The sequence below is a fragment of the Shewanella sp. SG41-3 genome (assembly GCF_014164545.1).
Lineage (GTDB): Bacteria > Pseudomonadota > Gammaproteobacteria > Enterobacterales > Shewanellaceae > Shewanella > Shewanella vesiculosa.
Map to the genome: position 1 here is coordinate 425535 of NZ_JACJFJ010000004.1, position 16940 is coordinate 442474.

16 protein-coding genes are annotated in these 16940 nt (G+C 42.9%); 5 read left to right on the forward strand and 11 right to left on the reverse strand.

Annotation, left to right across the window (positions count from 1 at the left end; genetic code table 11):
* Positions 1 to 5 precede the first annotated feature (5 nt).
* The 6 genes from H5164_RS10275 to H5164_RS10300 form a co-directional block, all read right to left on the reverse strand.
* A complete protein-coding gene (locus H5164_RS10275; protein WP_182755937.1) occupies positions 6 to 1469 on the reverse strand; it encodes a pitrilysin family protein in 1464 nt (487 codons plus the stop codon).
* Positions 1466 to 2779, reverse strand: a complete 1314-nt coding sequence (locus tag H5164_RS10280; RefSeq protein ID WP_404948423.1) for a M16 family metallopeptidase — start codon at positions 2777 to 2779, stop codon at positions 1466 to 1468. Before H5164_RS10280 ends, H5164_RS10275 begins: the two co-directional genes overlap by 4 nt.
* Positions 2780 to 2842: 63 nt before the next feature.
* Positions 2843 to 4150, reverse strand: coding sequence for an amidohydrolase (locus H5164_RS10285; RefSeq protein ID WP_259396787.1), 1308 nt, complete (start codon positions 4148 to 4150; stop codon positions 2843 to 2845).
* Positions 4151 to 4489: 339 nt separating this feature from the next.
* On the reverse strand, positions 4490 to 5128 hold the full coding sequence (locus tag H5164_RS10290; protein WP_182755943.1) for a class I SAM-dependent methyltransferase: 639 nt from the start codon (positions 5126 to 5128) through the stop codon (positions 4490 to 4492).
* Between the two features lie 47 nt (positions 5129 to 5175).
* Entirely contained in the window at positions 5176 to 5559 is a 384-nt protein-coding gene (locus H5164_RS10295) for a hypothetical protein (RefSeq protein ID WP_124017421.1), read from the reverse strand.
* Between the two features lie 5 nt (positions 5560 to 5564).
* Positions 5565 to 6176 carry a tRNA-uridine aminocarboxypropyltransferase gene (locus tag H5164_RS10300; protein ID WP_182755945.1) on the reverse strand — a complete coding sequence of 204 codons (612 nt, stop codon included), beginning with the start codon at positions 6174 to 6176 and terminating at the stop codon, positions 5565 to 5567.
* A gap of 111 nt (positions 6177 to 6287) precedes the next feature.
* Between H5164_RS10300 and H5164_RS10305 the strand changes: the two genes are divergently transcribed.
* Positions 6288 to 7247 carry a putative porin gene (locus tag H5164_RS10305; RefSeq protein WP_182755947.1) on the forward strand — a complete coding sequence of 320 codons (960 nt, stop codon included), beginning with the start codon at positions 6288 to 6290 and terminating at the stop codon, positions 7245 to 7247.
* A gap of 82 nt (positions 7248 to 7329) precedes the next feature.
* Here the strand turns inward: H5164_RS10305 and H5164_RS10310 are convergent, their stop codons facing one another.
* Positions 7330 to 8535, reverse strand: coding sequence for a multidrug effflux MFS transporter (locus H5164_RS10310; protein ID WP_182723054.1), 1206 nt, complete (start codon positions 8533 to 8535; stop codon positions 7330 to 7332).
* A 126-nt stretch (positions 8536 to 8661) separates the two neighbouring features.
* Here H5164_RS10310 and H5164_RS10315 point away from each other — a divergent pair, with 126 nt between their 5' ends.
* Together H5164_RS10315 and H5164_RS10320 are read left to right on the forward strand one after the other, a co-directional pair.
* Positions 8662 to 9645, forward strand: coding sequence for a LysR family transcriptional regulator (locus H5164_RS10315; protein ID WP_182697706.1), 984 nt, complete (start codon positions 8662 to 8664; stop codon positions 9643 to 9645).
* A gap of 200 nt (positions 9646 to 9845) precedes the next feature.
* The gene (locus tag H5164_RS10320; RefSeq protein WP_182723052.1) at positions 9846 to 10184 is read left to right on the forward strand and encodes a hypothetical protein; all 339 of its coding nucleotides are present in this window, start codon (positions 9846 to 9848) and stop codon (positions 10182 to 10184) included.
* Positions 10185 to 10456: 272 nt separating this feature from the next.
* Here the strand turns inward: H5164_RS10320 and H5164_RS10325 are convergent, their stop codons facing one another.
* The 4 genes from H5164_RS10325 to H5164_RS10340 all read right to left on the reverse strand — a co-directional run bounded on the left by H5164_RS10325 (position 10457) and on the right by H5164_RS10340 (position 15634).
* Entirely contained in the window at positions 10457 to 12733 is a 2277-nt protein-coding gene (locus H5164_RS10325; RefSeq protein WP_182755949.1) for a TonB-dependent receptor, read from the reverse strand.
* A gap of 55 nt (positions 12734 to 12788) precedes the next feature.
* Entirely contained in the window at positions 12789 to 13073 is a 285-nt protein-coding gene (locus H5164_RS10330) for a hypothetical protein (protein WP_259395618.1), read from the reverse strand.
* A gap of 358 nt (positions 13074 to 13431) precedes the next feature.
* Positions 13432 to 14880 (reverse strand): DUF4145 domain-containing protein, encoded by a 1449-nt coding sequence (locus tag H5164_RS10335; RefSeq protein WP_124017413.1) that lies wholly within the window; start codon positions 14878 to 14880, stop codon positions 13432 to 13434.
* A gap of 31 nt (positions 14881 to 14911) precedes the next feature.
* Positions 14912 to 15634, reverse strand: a complete 723-nt coding sequence (locus tag H5164_RS10340) for a hypothetical protein (protein ID WP_124017412.1) — start codon at positions 15632 to 15634, stop codon at positions 14912 to 14914.
* A gap of 169 nt (positions 15635 to 15803) precedes the next feature.
* On the opposite strand from H5164_RS10340, the gene H5164_RS10345 reads away from it, so the two are divergent.
* Both H5164_RS10345 and H5164_RS10350 read left to right on the forward strand, forming a co-directional pair.
* Complete coding sequence (locus tag H5164_RS10345; protein ID WP_124017411.1) at positions 15804 to 16349, forward strand: DUF2780 domain-containing protein; 546 nt, start codon at positions 15804 to 15806, stop codon at positions 16347 to 16349.
* A gap of 130 nt (positions 16350 to 16479) precedes the next feature.
* Positions 16480 to 16929: a TerB family tellurite resistance protein gene (locus H5164_RS10350; protein WP_124017410.1), complete on the forward strand. Its 450-nt coding sequence runs from the start codon at positions 16480 to 16482 to the stop codon at positions 16927 to 16929.
* Positions 16930 to 16940: the final 11 nt, after the last annotated feature.

Here is a 16940-nt window from a genome sequence, read left to right on the forward strand (position 1 = left end):
CGCAACTACTGGCCAAAGCCTGTTGCTGTGATGTCGACTTTAGTGACTTCACCATACTGCGCTGCAACATCAGCAATGTTGTCAGCGTTACCAATCAACACAAACTGTAAGTTTTGTTGCGGGAAATATTGCTTAATCAAACGTTGTGTATCTGCAACAGTAAGCCCATCAACCTTGGCTTGGAATTGATTAATAAAATCATCATTAAAACCATACAAGTACATGTCAGACAATAAACCAGCTAATTGACCACTGGTCTCATATTTAGGTGGAAACTGGCCTTTCACATAGGCTTTAGCAGAATCTAAAGTAGTTTGATCAATGCCCTTTTCCCATAGTCGAGCATAGGTTTTTAAGGCTAAATCAATGGCTTCTTTTGTTGTTGATGATTTAGTAAACGTACTAATTTGAAAAACGCCAGATTGCGCATAAGGGCTAAAACCAGAACGAGCACCATAAGTTAAACCAGCATTGACGCGTAATTCATCATTTAACCATGAGGTAAAACGACCACCTAAAATAGTGTTAACGACAGTTAACCCAACATAATCTGGATTGTCATAACGAATACCCACGCCACCAATTAAAAAAGTGGTTTCAATTGCATCAGGCTTGTCGACCAACAATACATGCGGCTGAGTTAATGTCGGTAAGTTTTGGCTTAAGTCAGGTTGAACCACTGTTTCTGTGGTCTGCCAATCACCGAAGGCTTTATTAAGCTTGGCGGTCATCTCAGCGACATCAAAATCACCCACCACGTTAATGGTCATGTTGTTTGGTTGATAGTAGCCTTTATGAAAAGCGCGTAACTCTGCAACAGACAGTTTAGCGATAGTGTCACTATTACCCGATACCGGATTAGCATAAGGATGTTCACCAAAAACTAACTTATTGAAGTAGCGCCCGATCACGGCTCGAGGACTTTCTTTTTGCTGTGATAAACCGACGGTTTCACGTTGTTTTAGCTTATCAAATTCGGCGCTATCAAAGTCTGGTTGACGTAATACATGACTAAAAATAGCGAGCACGGTATCGACATCTTTGCTCATCATATTGGCACGAATATAACTGCCTTCTAGATCGGCACTGGTATCAATACTGGCACCCATAAAGTCTAGTTGCTGCTCTATGTCTGCCTTAGATTGGCCCGCAGCACCTAGCATTAAACTTTGTGAGGTAATGTACGCCATACCAGAGGTAAGATCATTCACCGCCCCGGCCTTAACCACGGCATCAATGGTCACTAATGGCACTTCTTTTTGTACCATCAAGGTCACTTTTAAACCATTATCTAGGGTAATAGATTGGTAGCTTGGCATCACAAAACTCGCCGTGACAGCGCTTGGGCTAGCAGAGGCACTATCGGCCGTTGATTGCTGCGAAGTCGCACAACCACTTATGGCTAAACTACAAGTTAACGCGATGGCCGATAACGATAGGTTAATTTGGGTGTGAGCTATAGTTTTCATTTGTCAGACTCCTCAGTCGCAGCGAGCACACCGACAGTTCGATTCGCTTTAATTAAATAGGTTTGTGCAACACGCTGGATGTCAGCTGGAGTCACTTTGTTATACGCTTCTGGGGCATTAAACAGTTTGGTGTAATCCCCAAAATACAGCTCGTATGTGCCTAAGGTATTGGCTTTACCGTTAATGGTTTCCATGGTGCGGTAAAAATCCATTAGCTTAATATTTTTGACTTTTTCAAGCTCTTGTTGAGTCACACCCTGGGTGGCAATAAGGTTAATTTGCTCAATTAAGGCTTGCTCTAACGTCTCGGCGCTCACGCCTGCATTCGCCACACCTAAAATATAAAATAAATTAGGGTCGAACGACATCGGCATGTAAGTTTCGGCAGCAACCGCTAATTGCTTGTCGACTAAAGCTTGATAAAAACGTGAGCTATTACCTTCACTGAGCATTGACGCTAACAAATCCAATGCATAGTAGTCAGCATGGCTAGTTGCGGGTACATGGTAAGCCAACATAATGTTTGGTGTGCTCACAGACTCTTTTTTAACAAAGACTCGGCGTTCACCATTCTGTTGCGGTTCAATAGTACGCACTGCTTTTGGCGGTGCTTGGGCAGGAATAGGCGCAAAATACTGATTAGCTAATGCTTTCACTTCGGCTAACTTCACATCACCAGTAATGACCACTAGCGCATTGTTTGGGGCATAGTAGGTTTTATGGTATTGCTGTAAATCTTCTAAGGTCCAAGCAGCAATATCCGACTCATAACCAATCACTGACCAGCTATATGGATGTGCAGCAAAGGCAACACTTTTCAGCGCTTCTTGAATCGTGCGCCAGTTAGAGTTTTCCAGACCGGTAGTGCGCTCTGACTGCACCACACCACGCTCGCTTTCTACCATCTCAGAGTTAATATCGAGGTTGGCAATGCGATCAGCTTCTAAATCAAAAATGGTTTCTAAACCATTGGCAGGAAACCAATCTGTATACACTGTCATGTCTTCTGTGGTGTAGGCATTATTCGCGCCACCAGCAGCTTCCATTGTGCGATCAAACATTTTCGGGCCAAACTTTTTAGAACCGTTAAACATCATGTGTTCAAAAAAGTGTGAAATGCCAGTAATACCAGGCACTTCATTGCGCGAACCGACTTTCCAAAAAATATACATGTTGGCATTAGGGATAGAGCTATCCTCCAGCACCATAATCTTCATGCCATTGTCTAAGGTAAAGCTATTGATGTCTTCAGCTTGTGTTGCTGACACGGCAGGCGCACTTAGTACGCATATCGTCATCAGCAACGCCATTATCTTACGGGTCATATCTCGCTCCTTTTGAGCTATCATCCAAAGGTTTATCTAAAATGGGTTTTATTGTGCGACGCTTAATGCGGTTAAGGCAACTTGCGTCATGGTTTGCACACCTACTCTCAAGGCACTTTCATCAACATAAAATGCGGGTGAGTGGTTGCTGGCAACTTGACTGATATCTTGGTCCGCTGGTGTCACACCTAAGAAAAAGAACATCCCCGGCGTTTGCAGCGCATAATACGAAAAGTCTTCCGCGCCAGTCATTAGCCCGGGCTCTATTAACATATTGTCACCCACCACAGAAGCAATAACAGGGCGCATTTTACTGACTAATTCTGGGTTATTAACGGTTACTGGGTAACCAGATTGGATAATAGTTACCGCCGTAGCACCTAGGGTTTTAGCCGCATTAGCAGCCACTTCGGCCAATTTAACTTTAATGTCGGCACGCATCTGTTGATCAAAGGTACGAATGGTTCCGATGAGCTCTACTTCATCGGGAATAATGTTCGATCGAATTCCACCATTAATGGCCCCAAAACTCACCACTGCAGGTGCTTTGGTAATATCAACTTGGCGACTAATAATGGTTTGCACACTGTTAATAATTTGCGCTGATGCCACAATAGGATCAACACCACTCCAAGGACGCGAGCCGTGGGTTTGCTTGCCAGTAACCTTAATCGTAAATGAATCTTCACTTGCCATCGCAGGGCCAGAACGCAAGCCTATTACGCCAGAGGGCATACTCGACGTAACGTGCATTCCAAAGACTTGATCGGGTTTACGCTTGGCGAATAAACCTTGCTTGAGCATTAACTCTGCGCCGCCTTCTTCACCTTCTGGAGCACCCTCTTCGGCAGGCTGAAAGATAAACATTACGTCACCAGCCAAACTGTCTTTTACCTTCACTAAATTGTCGGCAACGCCCATCAACATGGCAACATGAGTATCATGACCACACGCGTGCATGACGCCAACTTTTTGACCGCGATAAGTATCGGTGACTTTAGATGCAAAAGGCAAATCAACGACTTCAGTTACGGGTAAGGCATCCATATCGGCACGTAAAGCAATTAAAGGCCCAGGCTTACCGCCTTTGAGTATCGCTACCACGCCGGTATGGGCAATACCGGTTTGCACTTCAAGTCCCAAGGACTTAAGGTGTTTTGCAATCACCTCACTGGTACGAAACTCTCGGTTAGATAATTCAGGATGCTGGTGAAAATCGCGGCGCCATGCAATCACTTTACTTTCAACTTCAGCGCTTAACTCTGCGGCATTGGGCACACTTGCTATGGTTGATGCACTGTAAACACTGGGGGCAAATAAGCTTGCAAATACTAAAGCGAGAGAGGTCAGGCGCATGTCCATTCCATTGGTTATTATATGAGTACAACAAAACTACCTTGAAATGACAATTTTGTTAAATTTTTTACTCAATTGCTAACAAGTCAATTGTATCTATTTATTAACGCGCAATGGTCGCGATTAAGCTTATGAACTTTCATTTGGCTTAAGAAGTGGGATAAGTGAGGGCAAATAACAATATTTGGCCTATTTCACATCAAACTTTACCCATAGTGAGCCTATGGCAAGTCAAGGCAGCATTATTAGTGATACTGAGGCCTGTCCAATAAAGGTTGATATCCCGAGCTGATATTTATAACTCATCATGCAACTCAATCAACCATGACTGAGCCAATACTAACAAGCGGGCAGGTGAAAAAATACCACGTCGCTGTCGATCACCTCAAGCTGCCAGCCTTGTTGCCGCGCTATCCATTCAAAGGTTTCTAGGGCGTAAAAAGTAATATGAGTCGGGTCGATTTTATAGTGCCAGTTGATAAATCCCTCAAGGTCCGACACCCGCTTGGTCATCACGGCCAATATGCCACCTGGGAGCACTAATTGGCTTAATTGCTCGACTAACGCCTGTGCATCGGCAATGTGTTCAATCACTTCGGTTAAACAGACAAAATCATACTGCTGACTTAGTACTCGAGTATCTGGGTGATAAAACAAATCATAATTAGCAACGTTAATACCATGCTTTGCAGCCATTTGACTTAATACCGCCCCTTCGCCGCAACCAAAGTCTAATCCATTTGCATTCGGTTTTACGCGGGTCAATAACGGAGTTAAGGTGCGGGATAAAAAATGTTGATAACCCGCATCGGCAAAGTCGTTATGGTGGCAATCGTAGTGAGCTTTCTCAGCGGCTTCATCCCAATAAAACGCCGTTGGAACCGATACCATAAAACACTGCGGACAACGAACATAAGCTCTTTTTTTATCTTGATGAAAAGCTACGGTGTCATGGTGACATAAAGGACAAGACGACAAAGGGATGCTCCAAAATAAGCCAAATACAGATAATTAACGCACTAACACTATTCAGATTGAACAGGCTCAATACTGGTTTCTTTAGGGATTTTGCGAGTTTGAGTTGCAGCCTCTTGCGCTTGTTGTAAATACTTTTGCTGACGGGTTAAACGCTCATCAGATTGGACTCGGGCTTTTTCGAGCTGTTGTGCTTCCCAGTCATTAGACTGCACTTTTGCTAATGCTTTTTGTTCACGTTCCGCGGTGGCTTTGGCAGCCTCACGCGCTTTTTGCAATTGTGTTTGTTCAAGTTCAGCCGACTCTTGACGTGCTTGCTCGCCCTTTTCAGCCAAAGTCATTTTTTTATGTGGCTTATCTGCCGCGACGGTAACGAACGCTAATGAACTCGCAGTAACGAGCAAAATCAATGAGCCTATCAGCCGATTTTTCATATGGTCTATCCTTTGAGTTTATCGCCGTTATAACGCTCACGAACCAGAGCTGGCATAGCCGTTAACTTATGTTGCACCATTGCGTTAAACACTGCAAATATTGGCGCAATGTCTGCTGCAGGATTTAATGCAACCAGAGTGTAGGCAGCCGCTTCGAGGGTTGACAGGCTGTCGCTGCGTTTCGCTTTACGAATAACATATTGCGACTCATCTTCACATTCTAGATGCAATGAAGGGTAATTAAGTAACCACGGATTGAGCTGCAACATGCGGAATGCTTTACGCCAAGTACCGTCAACTAAAATAATAATCGCCGCCTCACTCGCTCCAGCCTCGGCGACAGTTTGACTGTGCTCATTAGGGTAAACCACATAAATCGGCTTCGTTTGCGCAGCTAAATAATGTTGCAGCTCAATAAAGTCCGTGGCAGCCTCACCCACGTAAATTTTCATCTGCGGCATCACCAGCTTCAATAACCTCACGGTATTTTTAGCATGACCCACTTCAGATGGGTGCTGCATCACCACTACCTCGGTATTTGAAGATACCTGTTTGATCGCATGACACACGCAAGCCGACTGTGGGTATTGGCAATATATACAATAACTTCTGCTCATTTTTTGTCTTATCTTGTTGCAAACATGTAAAGTTAAGTTCAATATGCTTGGCTTTACACCATAACATCTCAAGGAAGAACCACTATTATGACAGGAATTATGACAAGAACTATGACAAAGATGTCTGTGGCATTAATGCTCGCATTTGCCACAAGTTCCGTTTATGCCTCTCAAAATAATGCCTACCATCACGAAGCAGAAATCGGTTTTTTAGACTCATCAGGTGAAGCGGATGGCCTATTTAACGCCAATTATCACTATTATTTTAAAGCGGTTGAACAAGCTGAAAAACCCTACGAATTAGCTGCGTTCTTTAATCAAGGCTCAACTATTTCAGCGCGATATGCCACGACTGACATCGAAGATTTATATAATATCTCTGGAGAATACGTTTTTGACTCAAAATGGTTCTTGGGGGCTGGAGTCACCCAGTTAAGTACAGATAATGCTGTATCTGACACCACAACATACGAGATTATTGCAGGGTATTTTTTTAGCGAACACTCAAAGTTATCCTTGAACTACGCTACCAACTCAGAATCAAAATCTAACAATGGCGCATATCTAGAATATGAATTTGAATCATATTTTAGCCAAGATATTGATGCTATAACGTTAACTTACGAACATTTTATTCCATTACAATCAACCGCTGGAGTGTTTATAACTGGGGTTGTAGGTTATCAAAACCCACAATATACCAACAACGAAATTCTCACCCAAGTTGATGGACCTACTCCGACTATAGTGGAAGATTCTAAATTAAACTTTGAAAATGACATTTATACTGTTGCAGTGTTTGCAGATTGGTATATCAATAACGCATGGTCTGTGGGTGCGACTTACTACCGGGCAGATGTAAATACTGATTTCAGCAGCAGTAATATTGATGACTCAAATCAAAGTAGCCACAGCAACAACATCACTGAAACTGGTTTAAATACACGTTACTTCTGGCATTTTTCAGATGTGTTCTCGGCTAAGTTTTCGCTAGAACATTATTTCGAGAATAGTGAATATAATAGTGATTCAGAAACTAATTTTGGCGTAGCAATTAACGCCCGCTTTTAAGTCTCACCATATTGAAGCAAAAAAATACCCGCGGAATGTGGTTAGCATTCTGCGGGTTAAAGGTGATGTTACTAAAGCTTAATTAATCGTGTTGTAATTGTTCTTGATGCAAATGACTTAAGCGATTCATTGCCATAATAATCAGCAATACCGAACTAAAACCGCCCATCACTAGTGCGATGGCATAAGGCGCAGGTATATCGGTTAGTTGGATCAACGCCGTCAGTATTGATGCCCCACTCATTTGAATACATCCCAGCATAGCCGTCGCAGTACCTGCTCGCTCACCGAAAGCTGACAATGCCATACTGGTTGCAGGACCAAGTAAAATAGCAAAGCCAACACACAAAATCATCATCGGAGCCATAAACGCTATTGCGGCGGCTAAGCCTGCTTGTGGACCGGCAAAGTAAACCGCTGCTTCAATAACCGCAGCAAGCAGCATTAACGACAAAGCTACCACTACGCCAGGTCTATTCCCAATACGCTTAACCAACACTGGAGCGGCAAAACACGCGACAATATTAATGGCAGCATTAAGGCCAAACAGACCACTGAAGGTTAATTCTGAGATGCCTAAGTGACCAATTATCCACACAGGTGAGTACGACACGTAACATAATATCGATGCCATCGCGATCATGCAGCAACTGGCATAAAACATAAAGTGTGGGTCACCAATAACCGGCTTATAACGACTCCAACGGTATAAAGGTCCTGTGCTGTCGGTATTTAATGGACGCGTTTCAGGGAAACGGAACCCCACTAAAAACAACACGAAAATGGCATACAAAGCCATAAAAATGAAGGTAGAACGCCAGCCAAACTGTAAGGCTAATAAGCCACCAAATGTTGGAGCCAGCGCGGGCACCACACAAATAGCACCATTTAGATAACTGTACATCGACACGCTTTCTTTGCGGGAATAGCAGTCACGTACCGCGCTAAAGACCACAATAGAGGTTGAACATGCGGCTAACCCTTGAAAAACTCGAGCAATCTGCAACCATTCAAATTCAACCGAGTAAGCACCCAATAAACTGCTAATGCCATAAAGCACAATCCCAAATAACGCGACAGGTTTACGACCAAAACGGTCGGCGAGTGGACCAATTAAAATTTGCCCTACGCCCATCGCAAATAAAAATAACACTAAGGTGGACTGTACTTCACTGTTAGAGACACCATATTCCAATGCCATTGCAGGCATAGACGGCAGATAAATATCAATAGCTAATGGGCTTAACAGCACCATAAACATTAACAGTGGCAATAAGTTACGACGCATAAACTTCTTTCTCTTAAATTTTTAATGCACAAAGGTCACCCTTAATAGGGCGTTATAATAAGCTAAATGGAGGTATGAATGAAAATGATATAAAATCCAAAGTGAATTTCCATTTGAGAATATCACATGAATTTAGACAATCTGGCTCGGGTCGACCTTAATCTATTAGTCATTCTCCAAGTATTACTTGAGGAGCAAAGTGTTACTCGAGCAGCTCATCGATTGCATGTTAGTCAATCGGCGGTGAGTAAAAGCTTAAATCGTTTGCGAGAAACATTAGATGACCCACTATTTCAACGCACAGCGCACGGTTTAAAGCCCACAGCTCATGCAGATGCATTAAGACAGCAACTGCCGTTAGTGCTGCAAAACTTATATCAACTTACCCAGCCTCCCACTTTTTATCCCGCGACCAGTAACCGCCAATTCTCATTATCTATGGTTGAAAGTGCTTATGAAACCTTAATCCCCTATTTTATCGGGCCACTATTGCAACAAGCACCGTCAATAAAATTAGATTCCTATGTCTGGACCGAAAAATCTATGCAAGATCTACAGCAAGGGCAAATCGATTTTGGCCTGGCTGGCAGAGATATTTATCCACAAACTGATGTCAATATTGAAAAAGTACCCGAAGGTATAGAATCACAAACACTATTTAACGACCATCAAGTTTGCCTAGTACGTAAAGATCATCCTATTTTACAGCAAGTAAAAGCGGGTCAATGGGATCAAGCTCACTACCTTAACATGTCTCATGTTCAGGTTAGATGTGAAGGCAACGATTGGTGGGCTCTCGATTATCATCTGGCCAATTTAGGCTTACATCGTCATCTATCGACTACAGTACCAGACTTTTATGGTGCGGCCAGCGTCTGCGCGAATACTGATTTAATTTTTACCTTACCATCAAGTTTTGCTCATCATGCTCAAAAACTCTATTCACTGGTTTCTATTCCCTTACCGTTTGAATTTATGCCAATGGCTTATGTGTTTCTATGGCATGAAAGAAATAACCAAGAACCAGGGCATCAATGGTTTCGTAATATTATTTTCAACAGTGTCGAACGAGCTATCGCGAATCAACACATGAGTAAAAATGATTACTGATACTTTTACTCGATCCCGCTCAAGCGGGTCATTAGCAAGTATTTACCTTAGATAGTTGAGCGCCAAAGCGTAAACATTAACCGAATTTAACGTGACATATTATGTCTCAGCAATGCAGACTGTACTTTAAATCATCGTTACTGATTTATAGGTAACCTTTTTAGACCCCATTTTCAGGCTAAGTGTACCCAGGAGCTACTATGAGATTTAATCAATCATTCCACACTGCCAATTTGAAAAACAGGTTCACTAGCATGAACCCTATTTTGACATTACTGATGCTGTTTGCCATCGCATTGACTACCATAGTGTTATTACCGTTTTTATTGTTGTTAGGCTTATTAAGCTTTATTACTTTGCAGTTGCTAGGTAAAAAAATATTGCAGAGAAAACAAGCACAATCCCAACAAGGCGATATCTACCAAGGCCGTGCGGATGTGCAGCGCGAACAAACAGCGCCATACGCTGATATGTTCAGTCGTGCTAAGCCCAATCAATCACAACGCAATGGACGTACGTTTGAGCATCAAGCAGATTAACGAACCGCAGGTTGCGCGTAGTGAAGATCCATTAGCGGCTGCGATCATTAATTAACATGACTGCTGCCTAAGTTGATGTAACTGTTATCTTGATTATCGCTAATTGCCAAACGCAGCAGATCTTTAGCACGAAGCGAATGTCGTGATAGCCCAAATGTGAGCAAGCAACCTTTGCGCCGCTGATGAAGAGATCAAAATGCAAACTTAAAAATAAAGCGAAGTCAGAGACTTCGCTTTAGGATTAAGTTAATTTTGTATACAAGCAGTAAAGACTAAAAGTTATAAGTGACACCAAACATCACGTTACGGCCCATTAGTGGAGCATAGTCCTTAAGTAATGAAGTATGTGGTCTTGCTTCTTGATTCAACAGGTTATTTCCTTTGACATAAAGCAACATATCACCCGAATTCGTGTATAAACGATAGGTAACCGCTGCATTTGCTAAAGCATAACCTGCTGTTTCAGTTTCATTTTCTGCTGTGTCAGTTTGTTTACCATAACCAATCGCGGCAATTTCCGCGTGCCATTGCTGTTGATCATAGTTTAACGTTGAGCCTATACGCATAGGCGGCATGAGCGGTAAATTACCACCATCAACCAATTTGCCGCGAGTGTAATCACTGAACATATCTAACGACCAATTATCATTGAATGGGATAGTGGCCTGAGCCTCAAGTGAATATAACTCAGCATCACCTTGGGTAAATTGATATACAGGTAAATCACCTTCTGGATCAGCGCCAACAATATCAGAGGCAATTAAACCGGTATTTTTCTCGTAGTAGAAATTGTTCACTCTGTTATAAGCCATGCTTAATGAACCAGTCCATGCCCCCTCTAATTTACGTAAGGTTAGGTCGATATTATTCGCGATCTCTTTGTCGTTATTACCACTGTCAGTCATAATTTGACCGTTTACAATGGTAAACTGTGAACCGATCTCAAAGCTTTGCGTAGCATCGTGAGGTCCGAAGCTGTAAAGCTCTTCGGCGGTTGGAGAACGCTGAGCTCGAGTCAAGGACAAACCTAAATTGTACGACGGTGCGAAATCCCAAACCATTCCTGCCGACAAGGTCAAATCATTGTCGACTAAATCTTCAGCTTGATAGTTTTGCTCACCATTAATAGTCTCTAAGATCATCCCCTCTGGCGCCAAGCGATAATGTTCTATACGTCCACCGAGTTCAAAACGAAAATCTCCGACTTTACGCTCCTGAACAATAAAAGCTGCCAAAGTATCTGTTTTACTGTTTGGCGTGAGCGCTTCCTCGCCCTCAACAGAAAAGTCACGGTGAACCATATGCAATCCCATGGTGCCTTGCCATTCACCCCAAGGGTTATTGTTCAGGCTTAAGCGCGCCTCACTTTGTTTATTAAAGAAAGTGGTGCCTGCAACCCCATCTTCTTCTTCTGAGTGTTGATAGTCAGTATAACCAGCATCAAAACGCAACTTACTAAAACCAGCAAATGGGTCTAATAAGCCGCTGTGTAACTGCCACGCAGTTTTCTTTAAATCGATGGTGATATCCGCAGCATCAGCCTCGCCGCGGCCAGGAATACCGTAGTTAGATTCGGTTCGAGCACCTGATACGCTGACAAATCCAGTATCCGCGGTATAACCAATACCGGCAGCATAGTCATCGAGTTTCAAGCTACTGTTATCGAGTTTTCCATGGGTTTCGGGCATATCGACAATTGCATTACCAGGGATATCAACATCATCGGTAACGCGATGAGTACCATCTAAATGCCAATTGAACTGACCATTGCCACCATCAATATCGCCGTTGAATGTACGACCATTACTGGCAGTATCGTAGCGAGTACCAAGTTGTCCTGAAACGCCATCGACAGGCGCCTCGTGGTATCGCTTATCGACCACATTGACCACGCCACCAATTGCGCCGTTGCCATAAAGCAAAGTGCCAGGACCGCGAAGAATTTCAATCTGTTGTGCCGATGCAGCCTCAGTGGTTACTGCGTGATCCGCAGATACAGTAGATGCGTCACCTACAGAGAGACCATTTTCAAGTACTTGCACACGAGGGCCGCCCATACCACGGATAATAGGACGACTGGCCCCAGCACCAAAGTGGGAAGCTTGTACACCGGGGAGTTTTTCTAGGGTATCGCCGAGCGTGGGTTCGATATTAAGTTTAAGCTGATCTTCGGTAAGTACACTTATTGGTGTGGTACTTTCGAGTGCCGAACGCGCAAGAGGTGATGCAGTGACCACGATATTTTCCATTATGGCCTGCTTGAGTGAAACATCCTGTTTAATCACACCTGTAGTTATCTGCAAATCCTGATCAACATGCTTAAAATTATCATCACTTACGTGCAAATGCACATGGCTATTATCGGCAACGGTTAACTGATACTGACCTTGTGAGTTAGTCATTGTCCGAGGGCCACCATCAATGCTGACTTGAGCACCAACAATAGGTGCGCCTTGTGGGTCGGTGACTTGGCCTTGTAGTTGCGCAGCCATAACCGGTGAACATACGCCAGCAACTGCTAGCGCTATAGAAGATAATGCAAGTTTCATTGTGCCTTTCCTTTAGATAAGCAAAAAATTATAAATTTTTATATTGTGATATTGCTTAAAAAAGGCTGGGAGGAGCACGAACATTGAAGTGACGTAATACCGACAAGCTAGGTTGTTGATAAGGTGTATGCGCAATATATTCCGGCTGTTGCAATCCCATCGGCGGCATGCGCAAAGATGATGGACCGGCATTTAGGTTATGACCAAAATCGCACACAATACAATGAGTATGCTGATGTTCCAGACCGTGCTCAGCAGAATGCAGCAGCGCGAATGATTGTATTACAATCAGCCATACGCCGAGCAGTAGCCATAGCCACTTTTTGTGAGTCTGAAACATTGAGTGAGTCATGATTATTCTACGGGTCAAATTCATCTTAATCGGATTATTATCCGAATGATTGATTTAATAGATCCTAATTTATGCTCTCACCCTACTTGATTTTTTAGTCTGTCGTCTAGTGGCTTTTAGTAACAAAACTTATTTAATACTCATTCCATTAAAAATCTGCTCAGTTAACAATGATTCAGCACTCTCTAGACAAATAACAGCATTGCAGGCTTTCTCTATCTAGCCAGCGTATTAAGCTGCGTAGTATGAGTAATATCAGCAGCTAGAGTGTTAACGTTGAAAGGATTAACGGATTAACGGATTAACATCCATGATATTCAAGCATCATGCCCGCCAGCAACTTACCTTACAGAAGTAAGCTCTTGGCCTGTTGCAAGGTAATTAACTCTTCTTCAGTGGGGTTGAGTGCGATGACACTGTCAATTTGCATGGCTAATGATTGCCACAATGGCTCGATGACTTGTCGGTGTTCCTCATTAGCATGCGTTCTAGCGAGTGTGAGTAGATATGCGGCTTGTACTACATCGATACGGCCTAAAATACCGTCAGCTAACGCCACGCTTAACTCTATCATTGCACTCACATTGTGGCCGTACTTAATCGCCTGGTGTAAGTAATGTTCGGCCTTAGTTCGTTGTTGTTGGCTGGCATTGTCATCGTGCAAAATATCACTGCCACAATGTAGCATGGCATCAACCTGCCCTTGCTCAGCGGCTTCGTTCATCCATTGCAGGCTTGCAGGTACGTCTATATCGCATCCTAGCCCTTCGACTAGCATCAAAGCTAAATGATATTGGGCATTAGAATATCCGGCTTTCGCGGCTTTATTCACCCATAAAAATGCATCTTCAAATTGTTGGGTTTGATAAAACAACACTCCAAGATTTGACATGGCCTCAGCATTTTCAGCATTGGCGGCAAGGGTTAATAAACGCTCGGCTTGGATCAGATCAACACTAAATTGAGAGCTGCCAACAAGGTAGAAAAACCCCAGTAATGCTTGTGCTTCTACAATGCCTTTTTCGGCAGCCTTAGCAATAAGTTGCTCACCTTCAATTGGATTTGGATGACCACAATATCCATGTAATAAGCTCACACCATGCTCAAATAATGCCGCTTGATCCTGAGTGGATGCTAAAGCAAACCAATAACCCGCTTGTGCAAACGCGTCGGCGGCAGAGTTTCGCGTTGATGTTTTTTCTGTCATTGAATCTACATCATTAAACGTAGAACGAGCCAGTAATACTTGGGCTAAAGCCTGTTCCTGTTCTTGCAGCATTAAGCCTTTGGCTTTTAGAGACATGCCAACTAAATACTGCGCTTGCGCGTCGTTATCCATCACTGCGCGGTAACATAAATCACGCCCAGCAAATGAGTCAAAAGCGTCAAATTGATACCTAGGTGCTGATTGCTGTACTAATGGGTACAGTTTTTTAATCAATTGCAAAATATGCTCAATCGACTTTTCTGCAATCGTCACGAGTTGTGCTTGGGTTAAATGGTATTTTTCTGGATGGGCACCACGGTTACCGTCACTGCGAAGCCGGTGTAATGCGCGCACAGCTGGCGGATCGATTAATCGTGCTTGATGTAATTGTTCAATTCGGTCGTACAAATTAGGGCTAGTGAAAATAAGCCCATGGGGAATGGCGAGTTGGCTAGTGAGCTTATGGGTAAAACTGCGAATATACACTAGCGCTTGAGTAGGAATATCACGGACATAACTTTTGGCTAAACGATAATCGTCGCTAAGCTCAGTAGAGAAACCATCAATAAACTCAATATCATTTAACAATGGTCTCTCCTTTTTGAGTGTCTACAAGCTATTATCCCTCGGTGATGTCAGCATCCGCAGTTTTACGATTGACCATATACAATCTAAACAAAGCGATGTTAACAAACAAACCTAAGAATGAAAAAGTCGCTTCTACGATAAGTTGCAGTGGAAAGCCAACTTGCATCGCGACTTGTGAAAACATGCCAGCCAATAAAGACAATGGCACGTATAGCATTAATACTGCAATGGTTTTAATCGTGATAGGGCCACTAAATTTAAAGCTGCTCTTAATCGCTTCAAGGGGCGTTAAACGTTCAACCACCACCATAAAGTTGACGTATGCAAGCCGAGAAAACAAATATAAGCTGACTAATAAACCAATTAACCACAACGGGCCAAATGCAGCAAAAATCATTACCGGCGCTAAAATGGCTAAGCCAGAAAATACTCCAGCTAATAATAATGGTGGTACAAATGGCAAGCTAGCCTTCAATATTTGTCCCGGCGCAAGATCATGCCCTTGAGAGCGTAGCTCTAAATAGAGTGTTAAAGCCGCAATTAAAAATGAAAATACTAACAACAGTACCATCATTGCCGCAGCATGAACTGCGCCAAATTGTGGGTTTTCAGCATCAGCCTGCATCATTTCATTACCTAGCCAAAGTTGGATAGCGACTTGGATTAATAGTAATGGCAATGTCAGTATGGCAAGCTGACGGATGTGGTTTCGAAAAAAGTTAAATGCTTCAGTCAAAATTGCAAACAATGACATGTGGGTTCCAGTAATCTATTAACGACAAATATTGCGCTTAGGATACCCAAAAAAAAAGCATTTTGCACAAGTCTAATGAGCAAAAATCGTGATCATCTGTCGCATTTATGTAAATCAGGCTAAAATGACCCGAAGTTTAGACATTGAATGGCATGATAGGACACTCACTATGAAATTAGCATCCGCATTACCGGTACTGGTTACCGTATTGATATTCTCGGCACCGACATCTGCAGGCTGGTTGGATAACGTGACTGAAATAACTAAAAAACCAGCAACAGAACAAGCTAAAGCCATTGCACAGCCAGCAGCATCAGAGCAATCAAGTGCATTAGTGAGCAGCGTTATGTCTCAACTTGGATTATCTCAAACTCAAGCTGAAGGCGGATTAGGATCATTGCTTAATTTGGCCCAAACCAATTTAGGTAACAATGATTTCAGTCAGCTAAGCAACAGTATCCCCAATGCTGATGGGCTAATGGCTGCAGTACCTGCGCTATCATCGGATAATGGTATGTCGGGATTATTATCAAAAGCAGGTAATTTAGGCTCTTCGTTACAAGGGAGCGCTATGGTATATGATGCTTTTGAAAAACTCGGTATATCAAAAGACTACATTGTACCTATGGTTGATATCGCTAAAAACTATCTTCAGCAAAGTGGTGGTGAAGGCACAGTGGATTTATTAATGAAAGGTCTAGGTTCAATCTTATAACCTGCTTTCAAGAGCCTAACTTGTTAACCCAAGCAACACTTGGGTTAACATAATTTAATCCCAAGCTATTCGCTTGGGATTATCATTTTTGCTAGCATCAAAATGAACAGTAATATTGGACAGCCTAATTATGATCGCAAAACTAAAGCACTTTATCCAATCCCATACTCAAGAAAGTAGCCCAGAAGACAAGGTAAAACACCTCAATCTTGCTGCAGCAACGCTGTTGCTTGAAGTTGTCTATGCAGATGAACACTTGGCATCGTCGGAAGCCGCTTTGCTACCCGCAATGCTGGTTAATACACTACATATTAGTGCAGATGAAGCCTCTGAACTGATCAATGAAGCTAAACTCAGCCGCCATAATGCCACCTCATTATTTGAGTTTACCACTGAGATCAATAGTCAATTTAGCGTTGAAGATAAGCAGAAACTACTGCTTGCGATGTGGAAATTAGCCTATGCCGATGGTGAATTGTCGCAATATGAAGACCAAATTATTCGCCGCACAGCTGATTTACTGTATTTAAAACACAGTGAACTGATTCAAATGCGCAATATCGCCATGGAAATACGTTAAGTCATGGCCAA